This is a genomic window from Klebsiella aerogenes, from assembly GCA_029027985.1.
In the GTDB taxonomy this organism is placed as follows: Bacteria; Pseudomonadota; Gammaproteobacteria; order Enterobacterales; family Enterobacteriaceae; genus Klebsiella; species Klebsiella aerogenes_A.
On record CP119076.1, the window covers coordinates 4,284,209 to 4,300,237 of the forward strand.

Annotated in this window: 18 protein-coding genes; 17 read left to right on the forward strand and 1 reads right to left on the reverse strand. The window is 59.0% G+C overall.

All coding sequences use genetic code 11. The annotated features are described in order from the left end of the window. Positions 1 to 302: 302 nt before the first annotated feature. The 7 genes from dagR (at position 303) to PYR66_20435 (ending at position 7,627) form a co-directional block, all read left to right on the forward strand. Positions 303 to 3,104 (forward strand): transcriptional regulator DagR, encoded by a 2,802-nt coding sequence (dagR, locus tag PYR66_20405; protein WEF27618.1) that lies wholly within the window; start codon positions 303 to 305, stop codon positions 3,102 to 3,104. Between the two features lie 119 nt (positions 3,105 to 3,223). Beyond that, positions 3,224 to 3,652 carry a PTS sugar transporter subunit IIA gene (locus tag PYR66_20410; GenBank protein WEF27619.1) on the forward strand — a complete coding sequence of 143 codons (429 nt, stop codon included), beginning with the start codon at positions 3,224 to 3,226 and terminating at the stop codon, positions 3,650 to 3,652. 10 nt (positions 3,653 to 3,662) lie between these two features. Continuing rightward, positions 3,663 to 4,148, forward strand: coding sequence for a PTS system mannose/fructose/N-acetylgalactosamine-transporter subunit IIB (locus PYR66_20415; protein ID WEF27620.1), 486 nt, complete (start codon positions 3,663 to 3,665; stop codon positions 4,146 to 4,148). A 26-nt stretch (positions 4,149 to 4,174) separates the two neighbouring features. Next, positions 4,175 to 4,924, forward strand: coding sequence for a PTS sugar transporter subunit IIC (locus tag PYR66_20420; GenBank protein WEF27621.1), 750 nt, complete (start codon positions 4,175 to 4,177; stop codon positions 4,922 to 4,924). Continuing rightward, positions 4,921 to 5,781 (forward strand): PTS system mannose/fructose/sorbose family transporter subunit IID, encoded by an 861-nt coding sequence (locus PYR66_20425; GenBank protein WEF27622.1) that lies wholly within the window; start codon positions 4,921 to 4,923, stop codon positions 5,779 to 5,781. Before PYR66_20420 ends, PYR66_20425 begins: the two co-directional genes overlap by 4 nt. Positions 5,782 to 5,784: 3 nt before the next feature. Next, positions 5,785 to 6,894, forward strand: coding sequence for a DgaE family pyridoxal phosphate-dependent ammonia lyase (locus PYR66_20430; GenBank protein ID WEF27623.1), 1,110 nt, complete (start codon positions 5,785 to 5,787; stop codon positions 6,892 to 6,894). Then, entirely contained in the window at positions 6,881 to 7,627 is a 747-nt protein-coding gene (locus PYR66_20435; GenBank protein WEF27624.1) for a 2-dehydro-3-deoxy-phosphogluconate aldolase, read from the forward strand. Before PYR66_20430 ends, PYR66_20435 begins: the two co-directional genes overlap by 14 nt. Before the next feature lie 105 nt (positions 7,628 to 7,732). Here PYR66_20435 and PYR66_20440 read toward each other — a convergent pair whose 3' ends face one another. Next, complete coding sequence (locus PYR66_20440; GenBank protein WEF27625.1) at positions 7,733 to 8,641, reverse strand: LysR family transcriptional regulator; 909 nt, start codon at positions 8,639 to 8,641, stop codon at positions 7,733 to 7,735. An 87-nt stretch (positions 8,642 to 8,728) separates the two neighbouring features. Here PYR66_20440 and PYR66_20445 point away from each other — a divergent pair, with 87 nt between their 5' ends. From PYR66_20445 to PYR66_20490, 10 genes are all read left to right on the forward strand, one after another. After that, positions 8,729 to 9,511 carry an NAD(P)H-dependent oxidoreductase gene (locus tag PYR66_20445; GenBank protein ID WEF27626.1) on the forward strand — a complete coding sequence of 261 codons (783 nt, stop codon included), beginning with the start codon at positions 8,729 to 8,731 and terminating at the stop codon, positions 9,509 to 9,511. A 146-nt stretch (positions 9,512 to 9,657) separates the two neighbouring features. Next, a complete protein-coding gene (locus PYR66_20450; protein WEF27627.1) occupies positions 9,658 to 10,242 on the forward strand; it encodes a TetR/AcrR family transcriptional regulator in 585 nt (194 codons plus the stop codon). A 21-nt stretch (positions 10,243 to 10,263) separates the two neighbouring features. Continuing rightward, on the forward strand, positions 10,264 to 11,070 hold the full coding sequence (locus PYR66_20455) for a helix-turn-helix domain-containing protein (protein WEF27628.1): 807 nt from the start codon (positions 10,264 to 10,266) through the stop codon (positions 11,068 to 11,070). Continuing rightward, positions 11,067 to 11,585: a FidL-like protein gene (locus tag PYR66_20460; GenBank protein ID WEF27629.1), complete on the forward strand. Its 519-nt coding sequence runs from the start codon at positions 11,067 to 11,069 to the stop codon at positions 11,583 to 11,585. Before PYR66_20455 ends, PYR66_20460 begins: the two co-directional genes overlap by 4 nt. Positions 11,586 to 12,035: 450 nt before the next feature. After that, positions 12,036 to 12,314 (forward strand): BMC domain-containing protein, encoded by a 279-nt coding sequence (locus tag PYR66_20465; GenBank protein WEF27630.1) that lies wholly within the window; start codon positions 12,036 to 12,038, stop codon positions 12,312 to 12,314. Between the two features lie 17 nt (positions 12,315 to 12,331). Then, on the forward strand, positions 12,332 to 12,616 hold the full coding sequence (locus PYR66_20470; protein ID WEF27631.1) for a BMC domain-containing protein: 285 nt from the start codon (positions 12,332 to 12,334) through the stop codon (positions 12,614 to 12,616). A 12-nt stretch (positions 12,617 to 12,628) separates the two neighbouring features. Then, on the forward strand, positions 12,629 to 12,907 hold the full coding sequence (locus PYR66_20475) for a BMC domain-containing protein (protein WEF27632.1): 279 nt from the start codon (positions 12,629 to 12,631) through the stop codon (positions 12,905 to 12,907). A gap of 53 nt (positions 12,908 to 12,960) precedes the next feature. Further along, the gene (locus PYR66_20480) at positions 12,961 to 14,565 is read left to right on the forward strand and encodes an acetaldehyde dehydrogenase (acetylating) (GenBank protein ID WEF27633.1); all 1,605 of its coding nucleotides are present in this window, start codon (positions 12,961 to 12,963) and stop codon (positions 14,563 to 14,565) included. Between the two features lie 25 nt (positions 14,566 to 14,590). Further along, complete coding sequence (locus PYR66_20485; protein WEF27634.1) at positions 14,591 to 14,848, forward strand: EutN/CcmL family microcompartment protein; 258 nt, start codon at positions 14,591 to 14,593, stop codon at positions 14,846 to 14,848. Between the two features lie 17 nt (positions 14,849 to 14,865). Beyond that, a complete protein-coding gene (locus PYR66_20490; GenBank protein WEF27635.1) occupies positions 14,866 to 16,020 on the forward strand; it encodes an iron-containing alcohol dehydrogenase in 1,155 nt (384 codons plus the stop codon). Positions 16,021 to 16,029: the final 9 nt, after the last annotated feature.

The window sequence follows — 16,029 nt, forward strand, 5'->3', positions numbered from 1 at the left end:
GCGGGCCGGTAGCCCGGACAAGGCGCGTCAAGCGCCGCCTCCGGGGTATTTCCCCGCTCGCGCTGCGCTTAGCGGGGCTACGGCTTCCCCTTTGTCTGCGGGCCGGTAGCCCGGACAAGGCGCGTCAAGCGCCGCCTCCGGGGTATTTCCCCGCTCGCGCTGCGCTTAGCGGGGCTACGGCTTCCCCTTCGTCTGCGGGCCGGTAGCCCGTTAAGACCGCGCAACTTCGCCCCCGGTCTCTTTCTGACGCCGCGTAATAGTGTATGTTCTCAACTATCGACATTGAACAACCCGGTAACGAGATGAGACGTATTGAGGTAGTACTGCGGGAACTGGAGCGGCTGAGCCAGGCCGTCACGCTGGACGATTTAGCCAAGGGATCGAACGCCTTCACCGCAGAGCAAATCGGCTTTAACCTCGGGCTGGCGCGCAACTCGGTGAGTAAAGATCTCAATCAGCTGTGGAGTGATGGGCTGGTTATCAAAACCCGCGGTCGCCCGGTGTACTTTTTACACCGCCGGACGACGGAAACGCTGCTCGACCGCACGCTGACGGAAAACGAACGCGAACCGACGGCCCTCGCCGATCTCCTGCCGTTGCAGGATAGCGATAAGGTTGCCGATCCGTTCGCCATGCTGATCGGCCACGATCGCAGCCTGCATGATGCCGTCGAAAAAGGGAAAGCCGCGGTGCTGTATCCCCACGGCCTGCACGTCCTGCTGACCGGCCCCTCCGGGGTCGGTAAAACCTTTTTTGCCGAACTGATGCACCGCTACGCCTGTGGACACGCCGGGGACAAACTACCGCCGCTGGTCTACTTCAACTGCGCCGAATACGCCAACAACCCGGAGCTACTATCATCGCATCTCTTTGGCCATCGCCAGGGGGCGTTTACCGGCGCGACGGAAAACAAAGCCGGGCTGATCGAGCAGGCCGACGGCGGCTATCTGCTGCTGGATGAGGTGCATCGTCTGCCCTATGAGGGACAGGAAAAACTCTTCTCGCTGCTGGATAAAGGCGAATATCGCCCGCTCGGCGCCAGCGGCCCGGCGCGCAATATCGCCGTACGCCTGATCTGCGCCACCACCGAGCCCGTCAGTTCATCGCTGTTACGCACCTTCCAACGGCGAATTCAGGTCGCCATCGATTTGCCCGGCATTCGCCAGCGTTCGCTGGAAGAGCAGATCGAACTGATCATCGGCTTTTTACAACGCGAAAGCCGCAAGATCGAACGCACGGTGAGTATCGATAAAACCCTGCTGCTATGGCTGCTGAATAAGCCGCTGGAAGGCAATATCGGCCAGCTCAAAAGCGACATCCAGTTTTTATGCGCCCAGGCGTGGGCATCGGGGATGGCGGCGAATCACGAAATGTTGCTGCTGGATAGTAAACTGGCGGAGGGGCCCATCAACGCCACGCCCGAGCAGCGGCAGTTGGTCGATGCGCTGTTTAACGGCAGAACTCTGCTGAGTATCGATGCCCGCACCCTGCCGCAGTTGAAAAGCTCCGCGGCCGATGATGGCGGCGTTGAGGAGAGCGATCTGTTCTACAGCTTCCTGACCCGCGAATACGTCAACCTGCGCAACAGCAACGTACCGCCCGCCGAAACGCTGGCGATCCTTAAAAACAAGCTCAGCTCGATTTTTGAATACGGCCTCTATAGCCGTGACAACGCCAGCCACGCCCCGCGTTACGGCGATCAAATTGAAGAGCGCGTGACCCTGTTGATCGGCTACGTCGAGCAGGTGCTCGGCTTCGCTCTGCCGGAAAACCTGGTCAATCCGCTGCGTAAACATTTCCTCGCCTTAATCAGCTATGTGCAGCGGGGTCTGATCCCGCAGCTTTACTCCTCCAGCCTGATCCTCGATCGCTGCAAAGATGAGTACGATAACGCGACGCTGCTGTGCAAGAAGATCAACGATCTGCTGCATATTCAGTGCCCGGCCACTGAAGTCGTCTGGCTGTGCCTGTTCCTCAAAGAGTGTCGCCATTACCGCCAGCGCATCAGCGCCAGCCCGGACTGCGGGGCGATCCTCATTGCCCATGGCGCCACCACGGCCACCAGCATGGCGCAGTACGTCAACCGGGTGCTGGAACGCGATCTGTTCAGCGCCATCGACATGCCGTTTGAACAATCGGTACACGACACCCTGGACAAGTTGATCCAACTGATCCACAGCAAACGCTGGCAGCGGCTGATCCTGATGGTCGACATCGGATCGTTGGTGCATTTCGGTAGCACCATCAGCAAACTGTTCCAGATTGATGTTCTGCTGATGCCGAATATCACGCTGACCAGCCTGCTGGAGATCGGTCTCGATCTCAGCTACGAAACCGGCGATCTGCCGCGGCTGGCGGCCTTAATGCAGGAGAAAGGCATCGCCAGCCAGCTGTGTACGCCGCAGCAGGAAAACGCCGGCAAGGTGCTGGTGATCTCCTGCATCACCGGCATGGGCACGGCGGAGAAAATCAAAAAAGTGCTGGAAGAGAGCTTCGGTGAACTGATGTCGCAGGATACCCGTATGGTGATCCTCGATTACAACGAAGTTCGCAGTCCCGAGCGCGTACAGCAGGCGATCAGAGCGCATGAGCGGCTGGCGGGGATTGTCGGCACCTTCCAGCCGGGGCTGCCCGATATCCCGTTTATCTCGCTGGAAGAGTTGTTTTCCGAACAGGGGCCGGAACTGGTGCTCAGCCTGCTGACTCCCGATCTGTCCAGCAGCGAACGACGTCTGGAAATGGAGCGCAGCGCCTCCCGGTTTATCAGCGCCCTGACCATGGAAAGCATTATTAACCATATTTCGGTGCTCAACCCGCAGCGCATATTAAAAGAGATGGAAGGGATCCTGAACCAGCTCAGAACCTCGCTAGCCATCACGCCTAACCGCCAGGTGACACTACGCTTCCTGATCCACTGCTGCTGTATGGTCGAGCGTATCGTGATTAACCGTAAACCGTTACAGATGGCGCTGGAAACGCGGCCCGATATGGACACTCAGGCGTTTAGTGTCATCAAATCGGCCTTCCATCCGGTTGAGGAAGCCTACGCCATCCGCTTATCTGATGCCGAGTACATTTATATCTACGAATTATTATTTAGTTAATACCTGTCCTGGCGCGGCTTCACGGCCCGCCATCCCCCTTCCCTCCGGTAGATGACACAAATTGTGGCACGCGCTTTGCTCTTATTAGTGCGTCAACGATTCGGCGCCAGGAGGCCACTTTGTCATCCACTGAACCTACATCCCCGTTACCCCAGATCCTGCTGCTTACGCACGGCGGCTGGGGCACGCAACTTTGCGACAGCCTACGCATGGTGACCGGCGAAATCGTCGGCGTCAGCGAAATCGCCCTCATGCCGGTCGATACCCTCGGCGAGTTTTATCAGCGCGTTGAAGAGGCGGTAAAGGCGATGCCAGCAGGCTCGCTGATTTTGACCGATTTTCTTGGCGGCACCACCTCCAACGTCGCCGCGCGCCTGAGCGCGGATTATCCCATCGCCGTCGTCTGCGGGCTCAACGCCTCGCTGCTGCTGGAAGCGCTGGATCGGCGCGAACAGGGCCCGCTCACCGGTTGTGTTAATGAGCTGGTCGAGGCCGGACGCAGCAGCTGCCGCGACGTCGTCGCCCACGTGAACCAGTTAAACCCTTAAGGAGCCCATCATGGCAAAAATCGTTTTATGTCGTATCGATAGCCGTCTGATCCACGGCCAGGTTGTCACCAAATGGGTCGGTCAGTCGCAGGCCAACCGCATCGCCGTGGTCAGCGACGAGCTGGATGCCGATCCGTTTATGAAGAACATCTATTTAATGGCCGCGCCGCCGAACATCAAAGTCGACTGCTACGGCAACGCCAGCTTCGCCGCCGCCTGGAAAGAGAATCAGCTTGGCGATGGCAACGTGCTGGTGCTGTTCCCGTCGTTGTCAGCCATTCAGGAAGCCGTTCAGTTGGGCTTTGACGTACAGACGATTCAGGTCGGCGGACTGGGCGGTGGGCCAAACCGTAAAGCGGTTTTCCAGAATATCACTCTCGATGAAAAAGACGTCGGCATCCTCGGCGAGCTGAAAAATAGCGGCATTCAGGTGTTCTTCCAGACGATCCCGGAAGATAAGCCACAGTCACTGGACGACATACTGAAAAAATTCTAACCAGTTGATCAAAAGGTAAAAAAACTATGGATACCTTACTCTTTGCGAGCCTGATGGGGTTGTATTACTGGTTCGCCCGATTACGTTTAGGCTATACCTTCTCCGCCATGTTGCTGCAGCCCGTGGTGATCGCAGTTTTCGTCGGTCTGCTGCTGGGCGATATGAAAACCGCGATGATCATCGGCGCGGGTATGCAGTTGGTCTACCTTGGGGTGACCTCCACGCCGGGCGGCAACGTGCCGTCGGATCCGGCGCTGGCCGCCTGCATCGCCATTCCGATCGCCGTGAAGGCCGGTATGGAACCCAACCTGGCGATCGCGCTGGCGATTCCGTTTGGCGTCATCGGGGTATTCCTCGATCAGTTGCGCCGCACGCTCAACGCCGCGTGGGTGCATATGGCCGACAAACACGCCGAAAGCGCCAATATGGCGGGCATCATGCGTTGCGCCTTTATCTACCCGGCGCTGCTGGGGTTGGTACTGCGCTTCCCGGTGGTCTTCGCCGCCAACTACTTCGGACAAAGCGTCGTTGAGAAATTCCTCAAGTTGATGCCGCACTGGCTGACCCACTCCTTTGAAATTATGGGCGGTATTCTGCCGGCGCTGGGCTTTGCTATCACCATCATGGTGATCGGCAAAAAAAGCTTGCTGCCGTGGTTTATCGGCGGATTTTTCGCGGTGCTCTACCTGAAGGTGGACATCATGGCGATGGCGATTTTCGGTACCTGCGTCGCCTTCCTGATTAAAGGCCTGGCCAAAAATGAAGGAGCTGCATGATGAGTAGCGATGTAATGGAACATGAACTGGTTGAACGCGCCCGCGAAAGCCGGACGCTGAGCAAAGCCGACATTACCAAAGCCTGGCTGATTTACTGGCTGGGGGCGGAAGTCTCCAGTTCATACGAACGTCTGCAGAGCCTGATTTTCTGCGCCTCGATGACGCCGATCATCAAAAAGCTGTACCCGGAAAAAGAAGAGCAGGCCGAGGCCCTCAAACGCCACCTTAACTTCTTTAACTCGGAACAGACTTTCGGTTCGGTTATTCAGGGTATCTCCATTGCGATGGAAGAGCAGAAAACTCGCGGCGAGCCAATCAGCGACGCCTCTATCACCGGGATAAAAACCGGCCTGATGGGACCGCTGGCCGGGATGGGCGACTCGATTATCTGGGCTGCGGTGATGCCGCTGCTGATTGCGATTTTCATCCCCTTCGCCGCCAGCGGCAGCGCGTTCGGTGGCATCGCCCCGCTGATCCTCTACCCGGCGATCACCATGGCAATAAGCTACGGGCTGGTACATAAGGGCTACACCCTGGGCCGCGACTCCATTATCGGCCTGCTGCAAGGGGGGCGAATTAAAGAGCTGATCTACGGCGCCAACGTGCTGGGTTTGATCATGATGGGCGCGCTGTCGGCAAGCTACGTCAAAATCACCACCCCGCTGAAAATCAGCGCACTGAAAGGCTCGGAAGTGGTGGTGCAGCAGATCCTCGACTCAATTGCCCCCGGCCTGCTGCCGCTGGCGGCGGTGTTCGCTATCTACTTCTACTTACTGAAGAAAGGGCCGCGTTACACCACCATTTTACTGTCGATCGTCGCTATCAGTATCGTCTGCTCGCTGCTGGGAGTGCTGTAAATCATGGACGGCAATATCTACCAGCAACTGGGCCTGAAACGGGTGATTAACGCCTGCGGCAAAATGACCATCCTCGGCGTGTCCGCCGTCGATCCGCAAGTGATGCAGGCCGCCGCACAGGCAGCGGGGGCCTTCGTCGAAATCGATCGATTAACCGAGCGCGCGGGCGAGTTGGTCTCCGCCCACACCGGCGCGGAAGACAGCTATATCACCTCCTGCGCCTCCGCCGGGATTGCCATCGCCGTCGCGGCGGCGATCACCCGCGGCGATCCGGAAAAGGTGGCGCTGCTGCCGGACAGCAGCCAGTGGCCGAACGAAATAGTGATCCTGCGCGGGCACAATGTTGATTACGGCGCGCCAATCACCAGCGCTATTCGTCTGGGCGGCGGGCGTATCGTGGAAGTCGGCTCCAGCAACCTGGCGGCGCGCTGGCAACTGGAGAGCGCGGTCAGCGCGCGCACGGCGGCGCTGCTGTTTGTGAAATCGCACCACTGCGTACAAAAAGGGATGCTCGGCATTGACGATTTCGTGCAGGTCGCCCGCCAGCATAATCTGCCGCTGATCGTCGATGCCGCCGCCGAAGAGGATCTGCGCCAGTGGGTCGCCAGCGGCGCGGACATGGTTATCTACAGCGGGGCGAAAGCCTTTAACGCTCCAACCTCAGGTTTTATCAGCGGCAAACGACGCTGGATCGCCGCCTGCAAGGCCCAGCACCATGGCATCGCGCGGGCGATGAAAATCGGTAAAGAGAATATGGTCGGCCTGGTCTACGCGCTGGATCGCTACCAGACGGCCGCACCCGCGCCTGACGCCACCGCGCTGCGCCCGTACGCCGAAGCGATATCAGCGCTGCGCGGTTTGCACGCCGATATCGAGCAGGATGAAGCCGGGCGCGCGATCTGGCGCATTCGGGTCAGCGTCGAACAAGGCGAACTGGGACTCAGCGCCCGCGACGTGGAAGCCCGGCTGCGCGGCGGCGATATCGCCATTTACGCCCGCCGCTACTATCTGCACGAGGGCCATTTTAGCCTTGACCCACGCACCGTCGGCGAGGGTGAAATGCCGCTCATCGTCGCGCGTTTACAGGAGATTACGCAGCATGCAGCGGATTAACTTTTATCGCCAGCGAGTAGCCATTAACGTGCTGGCGAAGGATATCGCCAACGCCCGGGAAATTTACGACGCGGCCGAAGGGCATGCGGTGATTGGCGTGCTCTCGGCGCAATTTTCCAGCGTAGAACAAGGCGTTGATGAAGTGCGCCGCTGGATGGCGAAAGTGCCTTCTATTTCCGTCGGCCTCGGCGCCGGCGACCCGGCGCAGTTTTATAAAGCGGCGATGATTGCAGCTCAGCTTCACCCCGCCCACGTCAACCAGACCTTCACCGGCAGCGGATTCGCCGCCGGGGCGCTGGCGGCGACCGGCGGTCAGCAGACCCATATCAACGCGCTGGTCAGCCCCAGCGGCACGCCCGGCGAGGTGCTCATTTCCACCGGCGTTCGCAGCGCCCGCGGCGCCCCGGCGCGGGTCTCCTGCGATACCGCGGTCAGAATGATTCAGGATATGGGCGCGCATGCCGCTAAATTTTTCCCGATGGGCGGTGAGCAGTCGCTGGCGGAGCTGAAAGCGCTCGCCCAAAGCGCGGCGGAAAACGGCATGACCCTGATTGAACCCACCGGCGGGATCGACCTCGATAACTTCGCGGTGATTCTGCAGACCTGCCTGCAGGCAGGCGTCGAACGGGTAATGCCGCACGTATACAGCTCCATTATCGATCCGCAAAGCGGCAATACTCGCCCGGAAGAGGTGCATGCCCTGATGCGCATCGTTAAGGAACTGGTCGATTAATCCCCCGCGCGCGGTGGCGGCTTGGGTAGCCCGGACAAGGCGCGTTAAGCGCCGCCTCCGGGGAACCGCGCGCAATGTATCTTCAAATTATCTTCCTGAATTCGCTTAACATGGCTTATCTTCCAATGACATGACGATTTGCTGGCGCAGCCACCGGTGCGCCGGGTCACGGTGCCAGCGCTCGTGCCACAGCATCAGCATATCAAACCCGGCCACCGCCAGCGGCGGTTCGACCACCGTCAGGCCACTCGTTCCGCGCACCAGACGCTCCGGCAGCACCGCCACCAGATCGCTATTACGCAGCGTCTCCAGCATAAACAGGAAATGTGGCACCGAAAGGACAACCCGCCGCGCCAGCCCGAGGTTCGCCAGCGCAGTATCGGTTGCCGCGCTGAATCCCCCGCCGTCCGGCGAGACGATCACCTGATCCAGCTGGCAGAACTGCTCCAGGCTCAATGTAGATTGCAGCGCCGAATGCCCTACTCTGCCCGCCAGCATATAGCGTTCGCGGAACAGCAGACGCTGATGCAACCCCGGCGGCGCACCGTCGTGAGTATGGAAAAACAGATCCACTTCATCGCGATCCGCCTGCTGAATCAACCGCGAGGGCTGTAGCTCGAACACCGCCAGACGGCTGGCCGGGGAAGCAGTACGCAGCGCGTTGAGCACCGGCAGCAGAATCGCCGACGCCATATAGTCCGTTGCCGCCACTCGCCAGGTCTGCGCCGCCGTCGCCGGGTCAAATGCCTGAACCGGCGCTACCGCCAGTTCCAGGGCCAGCAGCGCATCGCGCAGCGGCCCGCGTAACTCATCGGCGCGGGCGGTAGGTTGCATCCCGCGCGGCCCCGGCAGCAGTAGCGGGTCGGCAAATATCTCACGCAGTCTCGCCAGTTGGACGCTAACTGACGGCTGCGACAGATTGAGACGCTGCGCTGCTCGGGTCACGTTATTTTCGCTAAGCAGCACGTCGAGGGTACGCAACAGGTTAAGATCCAGACGCTGAACATTAATCATAACTATACCTATCATTAAGGTAATTCATTTCTACTATAACTCCGCCCCCTCTACTCTGCAGCTCTCCATGACTCAGAGGTGATTCTCATGAAAGTTCTACTGGTTTATGCCCATCCCGAGCCGCGTTCGCTTAACGGCGCGTTGAAAGATTTTGCCGTGCAGCATCTGCAAAAGTCTGGTCACGAAGTACAGGTTTCCGATCTTTACGCTATGCGCTGGAAGGCGGGATTTGATGCCGACGACAGCAGCGCTTTGCCGGTCGAAGATGCCTGGCGGGCAACGCGGGATTCGCAATACGCCTTTGCCCACGGCACGCAAAGCGCGGATATCGTTGGCGAACAAGAGAAGCTGCTGTGGGCTGATACGGTGATTTTTCAGTTCCCGCTGTGGTGGTTTTCCATGCCCGCCATCATGAAAGGCTGGATTGACCGGGTTTACGCTTACGGGTTTGCCTACGGCGTCGGCGAACATAGCGAAAAACACTGGGGCGATCGCTACGGTGAAGGAACCTTCTCGGGTAAACGGGCGATGCTGATCGTCACCGCCGGGGGATGGGCGGAACACTACGCGCCGCGCGGGATTAACGGTCCTATCGACGATATCCTGTTCCCTATTCAGCACGGGATGCTGTTCTATCCTGGCTTTGCGGTGTTGCCGCCGCTGGTATTTTATCGCACCGACAAACTCGATGAACAGCGCTTCACCACGCTGCGCAATGAGCTGGCCCAACGGCTGGATACCTTATCTGAAACCACGCCGATTCCCTTCCGCCGTCAGAACCATGGCGACTATCTGATCCCCTCTTTGGCTCTGCGTCCGGAACTGGCGCCGGGTGAAAGCGGCCTGGCTATCCATTTGAACTCTATGTGAATCTCCGATGGCGGTATGCGTTGCGCACAAATACCGCCACAATTCATAAGGTGAATTGTGAGCCTCCACGCAATAACCGCATCCCACCGCCTTAAGCCCTCTCTCATATTGATAGCGATCAAGAATAATCATACCGTCTGGTCGGTATGATCCCGGCCATGAACATGGAAGCCCTGCACCGTAAAAAAGATCCCGTCCGTCTGCACCGTCAGCTGCTTGAATCCGCAGCGATGATAGCTGGCCGGGATGGTATCGCCGCCCTCTCATTGAACGCTGTCGCCCGCGAGGCTGGCGTCAGTAAAGGCGGGCTCCTGCACCACTTTCCCAATAAACAGGCGCTGATTTTCGCCCTGTTCGCCCGGCTGCTGGCGATTATGGAAAAGGCGATCAGCGAGCTGATGGCCGCCGATAACATCGCTTACGGGCGTTTTACCCGCGCCTATTTGCACTATCTGTCCAACCCGGAGTTGACGGATACCCACGAAAGCCGCCAGTTGACGGTGCTGTCACTGGCGATGCCGGACGAACCGGTGCTGCGAAAGTGCTGGCGCGACTGGATGCTTGAGCATCTGGCGCAGGGCGATGCGCTCGATAACGGCCCGACCGGCACGCTGGTGCGCTATGCCGCCGACGGTATCTGGCTATCGGAACTGACCGAAGGGCGCACCATGAACAGCGAACACCGCCAGTCGCTGGTGAGCGATCTGACGAAGATGACGCTTCCCGCGTGAAGCCATTAGATTGAGGCCGCGATGCGCTACAACATCAATGCCCGTCTCATTTATGACGCAACGGACGGCACACTGACTCTACCAGGCAGCGATGAACCGGATAGCCAGCTATCCATCACCGCCAGCGCCCTGCTCTATTTTTTCCTGCGCCATACCAGCGTCGTCAGCCGCGATGAAGTGTTGAAAAAAGTCTGGGACGATAATGGCTTAACCTCATCCAACAGCAACCTCAACCAGTACCTGAGCATGCTGCGCAAAACCCTCCGCCACTACGATATCGATAACATTATCGTCACCGTGTCGCGCGGCATGCTGCAGCTGAATCAGGATCTCAGCATCGAAATAATCGACGTCGAACCGTCGGGCGTCGATACCCCTCCCCCATCCGGGACGCCCGTGGAGACAGCGGCGCCGACGGCGACAACGCCGCCCCCCGCCGCGGTGCAGCATTCACGCGGCATGTGCTGGTATCTCGCTGGCGCCTGTCTGCTGATCATCGCACTGCTGCTGGTCACGTTCAGTATTGTCGGCGCCAACGTCGCGCGGCCTATCAACCTGACGCTAATGAACCACAGCCAGTGCGAGCTGCTGGCCAGCGACGAGATGCTGCGCTCGGTTTCCGCCAACGCCTACGGCAAGAATTTCGATGAGGTGCGCCAGCGGCTGAAGCTCAGTTGCAAACCGGGTGAGCGCTTCGTTTTCTTCTACGGCGATCGGCTGGAGACCAACGGCCTGGGGCGGGTGTTCCTCGCCCACTGTGCGATGCACGAAGACAACCCGTTTAGCTATTGCGATAACTACTTTTACTACTCCTGGAAGCCGCAATGAAACTCGCGCCCCGCTCCTTTTTCGCCTTTTCCGCTCTGGCGTTTATCGTCGCCGCCGGTTTCAGCGCCTGGCGTTTGCTACCGGACGCCAACGACGGCGCAATGAGCTGTTCCACCAAAGCGATCATGCGCTTTGAGAACATGGAAAAAGAGAACGTTAACGGCAATATCCATTTCAACTTCGCCGCCAACGGCAGCGGCTCGATGGTGGTGGAAGGCTACACCGACTCCGCCGCTGGCTGGCTCTATCTGCAGCGCTACGTCAAATTCAGCTATACCAGCAAGCGCATCTCCGCCACCGAGCGGCACTATCGCATCAAGCAGTGGGAATCCAGCGCCTCGTCGATCGATGAATCGCCGGACGTGATTTTCGATTACTTCATGCGCGAGATGTCCGACAGCCATGACGGCCTGTTCCTCAATGCGCAAAAGCTTAACGACAAAGCCATTCTGCTGAGCTCGATTAACTCGCCGCTTTACATCTGTACCCTAAAGTCCGGCAGCACGCTCGATTGACCCACCGCTTCCCCTGTCACCGCCGCGAGGAAAATGCGCCCTCGCTCACAATCCGTTTTTCGCCCCCTTTTTCCCGATGCTAAAAGCGCACGTTTTGCATTTAGCCCCGGCGAAAAAACATGACCATACCCGCAATTAATACATGGATATATTACGCCGTGCTGGCAAGAAATTAGCATCTTATTAACATTCTTATCCTGCCGACAAATCACCTAAAAAACCGCCGTACCGTCCAGCAAATCCCCACCCGCCAAACAGCATAAACAGATAAATAGACCGCTAAATAACGCTAAATCACAGAATAATAATCTAAAACATATCTATCCGCGGATTTAAATTTCACTTCCGTATCCATTCCCTATAGTGAGTTCCGAACGCCGCTTCCGCGTGTTGATGCCGTTACGCGGACGGTTTTCCCGAATCACAAAACCTGTTCTGGAGGAGATCACGATGGGTGATGCATTGGGGCTTATCGAAACCAAAGGTCTGGTGGCCTGTATTGAAGCAGCGGATGCAATGTGTAAAGCCGCCAACGTCGAACTAATTGGCTATGAAAACGTCGGCTCCGGCCTGGTCACCGCGATGGTGAAAGGCGACGTCGGCGCGGTAAAAGCGGCGGTCGATTCCGGCGTCGAATCCGCACAGCGCATCGGCGAAGTGGTGACCTCACTGGTCATCGCGCGTCCGCATAACGACATCAACAAAATCGTCATTAAACACAAGGCCTGAAGGCCAGGAGAACGCAAATGGGTGATGCATTAGGTCTGATTGAAACCAAAGGTCTGGTGGCCTGCATTGAAGCGGCGGACGCGATGTGTAAAGCCGCCAACGTCGAGTTGATCGGTTATGAAAACGTCGGCTCCGGGCTGGTCACCGCGATGGTGAAAGGCGATGTCGGCGCGGTAAAAGCGGCGGTCGATTCCGGCGTCGAATCCGCGCAGCGCATCGGCGAAGTGGTGACCTCGCTGGTCATCGCGCGTCCGCATAACGACATCAACAAAATCGTCTCGCATTACAAGATTGCGGACTAACGGAGAAACCTGATGAAAGAAGCGCTTGGTCTTATCGAAACCAAAGGTCTGGTGGCCTGTATTGAAGCCGCGGACGCGATGTGCAAAGCCGCCAACGTCGAACTGATCGGCTATGAAAACGTCGGCTCCGGCCTGGTCACCGCGATGGTGAAAGGCGATGTCGGCGCAGTCAACGCGGCGGTCGATTCCGGCGTGGAAGCGGCGAAACGCATCGGTGAAGTCGTCAGCTCTCGCGTCATCGCGCGTCCACATAACGACATCGAAAAAATCGCGGCGCAGCACAAAGCATGACCTGACAGGGCGCGCCCCGTCCCCACTCTTTTCGTCTGATGAAGGATAGACTCATGATTGAACTGGATAACGATTTGCAGTCCCGGCAGAACGCGCGGGAACGGGTGCGCAACGCCAAAAAGGCGCAGGCGATTCTGGCCACCTTTTCGCAGCAGCAAATCGACGCCATCGTGAAAAACGTGGCCCAGGAAGCCGCGCACCACGCCGAAACGCTGGCGAAAATGGCCGCGGAAGAAACCGGTTTTGGCAACTGGCAGGACAAAGTGCTGAAAAACCGCTTCGCCTCGCTGCGCGTCTATGACGCCATCAAAGATATGAAGACCGTTGGCATCATTCATGACGACCCGGTAAAAAAAGTGATGGACGTGGGCGTGCCGCTGGGCGTGATTTGCGCGCTGGTCCCCTCAACGAACCCAACCTCTACGGTTATCTACAAAACGCTGATCGCCCTCAAGGCTGGCAACGCCATTATTTTCTCGCCGCATCCGGGCGCGCGTCAGTGCAGTTGGAAAGCGATTGAAATCGTCAAACGCGCGGCGGAAGCGGCAGGCGCGCCAGCAGGCAGCGTCGACGGCATCACCCAACTGACTCTCGAAGCCACCTCCGAACTGATGCACAGCAAAGATGTTTCGCTAATCCTCGCCACCGGTGGCGAAGGCATGGTGCGCGCAGCTTACGCTTCCGGCACCCCAACTATCAGCGGCGGCCCGGGCAACGGCCCGGCGTTTATCGAACGCAGCGCCGATATCCACCACGCGGTGAAAGATATCATCACCAGCAAAACCTTCGATAATGGGGTGATCTGTGCCTCTGAGCAGTCGATCATCGTCGAACGCTGTATCTACGATGAAGTTCACCGCGAACTGGAAGCGCAGGGCGTCTACTTCATGAATGACGATGAAGCGGCGAAAATGGCGGCGCTGCTGTTGCGCCCGAACGGCACCATCAACCCGAAAGTGGTCGGCAAAACCGCGCTGTATCTCAGCCAGATGGCGGGATTTTGCGTCCCGGCCAGCACCAAAGTGCTGATCGCCGAACAGACCAGCGTGTCGCCAAAAAACCCCTACTCGCGCGAAAAACTGTGCCCGGTACTCGGCCTGTACGTGGAAGAGGACTGGAAAGCCGCCTGCCACCGCGTGGTGGAACTGCTGACCAACGAAGGGCTCGGCCATACGCTGGTGATCCACACCCGCAACCAGGACGTCATCCGCCAGTTCTGCCTCGAAAAACCGGTTAACCGCATTCTGATTAATACCCCGGCGGCGCTCGGCGGGATCGGCGCGACCACCAACATTTCCCCGGCGCTGACTCTCGGCTGCGGCGCGGTCGGCGGCGGCTCCAGCTCCGATAACGTCGGCCCGATGAACCTGCTCAATATCCGCAAAGTCGGCTACGGCGTGCGCTCGATTGACGAGCTGCGCGCACCGGGCAGCCGCGTGGAACCGCAGCCAACCATCATCACTCCGGCAAGCGATCCACAGCGCAGCATCCTCGATGACGCGCGCTTCAACGCCCCGGCCAGCGCCGCCGTCACGCACCACGCTGACAGCGATGACCGCTTCGCCGCCGCTGGCGCCGCGGTCGATGTGGAAGGCGAAATCAACGAGCAAAACGTGGAACGCGTTATCCGCCAGGTGCTGGAGCGCCTTGCTAAGTAACGCACTGATAGAAGGCGATAAAACGATGATTCTCGCAAAGGTAACCGGCCATGTCGTCGCCACGCAGAAATGCGATGAGCTACGCGGCAGCAACCTGCTGTTGGTCACCCGACTGGATGACAACCAGCAACCGATGAAGGACCAGACCTGGGTCGCCGTCGATAACGTCGGCGCCGGCATGCACGACATCGTGCTGGCGGAGGCGTACTTCGCGCTCAATAAAGACCGCTACAAAGCGATGTCGGTGGTCGCCATTGTCGAGAACGTGTTTCGGGACGCCTAACAGGAGTGAATAACCCAATGAGTGAATTTTTACTGAAACCGCGGATTTGCTTCGGCCAGGACGCCCTCTCGGCGCTGAGCGAACTCTCCGCCCGCAGCGCGCTGCTGGTGACCGATAAAGCGATGGTCAAGTTTGGCCTCGCCGAGCGCGTCACCGCCCTGCTGCGCCAGCGCGGGATCGCCTGGCAGATCTGGGATGACGTGGTGGCGGATCCGGATATCGCCACCGTGGTACGCGGTATGAAGCTGATGGATAACCGCTACCCGGATCTGGTTATCGCACTCGGCGGCGGGTCGGTTATCGACGCCGCCAAAGCGGTTATTTTCTCCCTGGCGCAAACCCGTCCGCAGGCCGACCGCCCGCGTCCCTGTTTCGTCGCCATCCCTACCACCAGCGGCACCGGTTCGGAAGTCACCGCCTTTTCAGTGGTGAAAGCCAACGCGGAAAAACTGGTGCTGGTGGACGCGTCGCTGCTGCCGGATATCGCCATTCTTGACCCGACGCTAGTGGCGTCGGTGCCGCCAGCCATTACTGCCGACACCGGCATGGACGTACTGTGTCATGCCCTCGAAGCCTACGTTTCCCGCGCCGCCAGCGACTTTTCCGATGCGCTGGCGGAGAAAGTGGTTCAGCAGGTGTTCCGCTATCTGCCGACCTGCTGGCGCTGCGGCGACAACCTGCCAGCCCGCGAAAAAATACATAACGCGTCCTGCATGGCGGGCATGGCCTTCACCAACGCCTCGCTGGGGATAACCCACAGCCTGGCGCACGCCCTCGGTGGCGTGTTCCGCGTGCCCCATGGCCGCGCCAACGCCCTACTGATGGCTGACGTGGTGGCCTGGAACGCCGACTTCCACGGCCAGTGCGACAACCCCGCCGCGCAGAAATATGCCCGTCTGGCGCATCTGCTGGATCTGCCTGCCGCCACGCCGCGTCAGGGCGTCGCCAGCCTGCTGGTCGCTATTCAGGCCTTAAAAGACGAGATGGACATGCCTTCCGGCATTAGCGACACCGGCATTGAGGCGCTTGAGTTCGAACGCCGACTGCCGGAGATGGTCGGCCAGGCGCTGCGCGACAGCTGTACGCCGACCAACCCGCGCACGCCGGACGCCGGCGCGTTAACCGAACTCTATCGCCGGGCCTGGTCCGGTAACCCCGTACAGGGCCACTGATAACAAGAT

Coding starts and splice junctions, on each gene's coding strand:
- dagR (WEF27618.1), top strand. CDS start 303: ATGAGACGTATTGAGGTAGTACTGCGGGAACTGGAGCGGCTGAGCCAG.
- PYR66_20415 (WEF27620.1), top strand. CDS start 3,663: ATGGCAAAAATCGTTTTATGTCGTATCGATAGCCGTCTGATCCACGGC.
- PYR66_20420 (WEF27621.1), top strand. CDS start 4,175: ATGGATACCTTACTCTTTGCGAGCCTGATGGGGTTGTATTACTGGTTC.
- PYR66_20425 (WEF27622.1), top strand. CDS start 4,921: ATGATGAGTAGCGATGTAATGGAACATGAACTGGTTGAACGCGCCCGC.
- PYR66_20430 (WEF27623.1), top strand. CDS start 5,785: ATGGACGGCAATATCTACCAGCAACTGGGCCTGAAACGGGTGATTAAC.
- PYR66_20435 (WEF27624.1), top strand. CDS start 6,881: ATGCAGCGGATTAACTTTTATCGCCAGCGAGTAGCCATTAACGTGCTG.
- PYR66_20440 (WEF27625.1), bottom strand. CDS start 8,641: ATGATTAATGTTCAGCGTCTGGATCTTAACCTGTTGCGTACCCTCGAC.
- PYR66_20445 (WEF27626.1), top strand. CDS start 8,729: ATGAAAGTTCTACTGGTTTATGCCCATCCCGAGCCGCGTTCGCTTAAC.
- PYR66_20450 (WEF27627.1), top strand. CDS start 9,658: ATGATCCCGGCCATGAACATGGAAGCCCTGCACCGTAAAAAAGATCCC.
- PYR66_20455 (WEF27628.1), top strand. CDS start 10,264: ATGCGCTACAACATCAATGCCCGTCTCATTTATGACGCAACGGACGGC.
- PYR66_20460 (WEF27629.1), top strand. CDS start 11,067: ATGAAACTCGCGCCCCGCTCCTTTTTCGCCTTTTCCGCTCTGGCGTTT.
- PYR66_20465 (WEF27630.1), top strand. CDS start 12,036: ATGGGTGATGCATTGGGGCTTATCGAAACCAAAGGTCTGGTGGCCTGT.
- PYR66_20470 (WEF27631.1), top strand. CDS start 12,332: ATGGGTGATGCATTAGGTCTGATTGAAACCAAAGGTCTGGTGGCCTGC.
- PYR66_20475 (WEF27632.1), top strand. CDS start 12,629: ATGAAAGAAGCGCTTGGTCTTATCGAAACCAAAGGTCTGGTGGCCTGT.
- PYR66_20480 (WEF27633.1), top strand. CDS start 12,961: ATGATTGAACTGGATAACGATTTGCAGTCCCGGCAGAACGCGCGGGAA.
- PYR66_20485 (WEF27634.1), top strand. CDS start 14,591: ATGATTCTCGCAAAGGTAACCGGCCATGTCGTCGCCACGCAGAAATGC.
- PYR66_20490 (WEF27635.1), top strand. CDS start 14,866: ATGAGTGAATTTTTACTGAAACCGCGGATTTGCTTCGGCCAGGACGCC.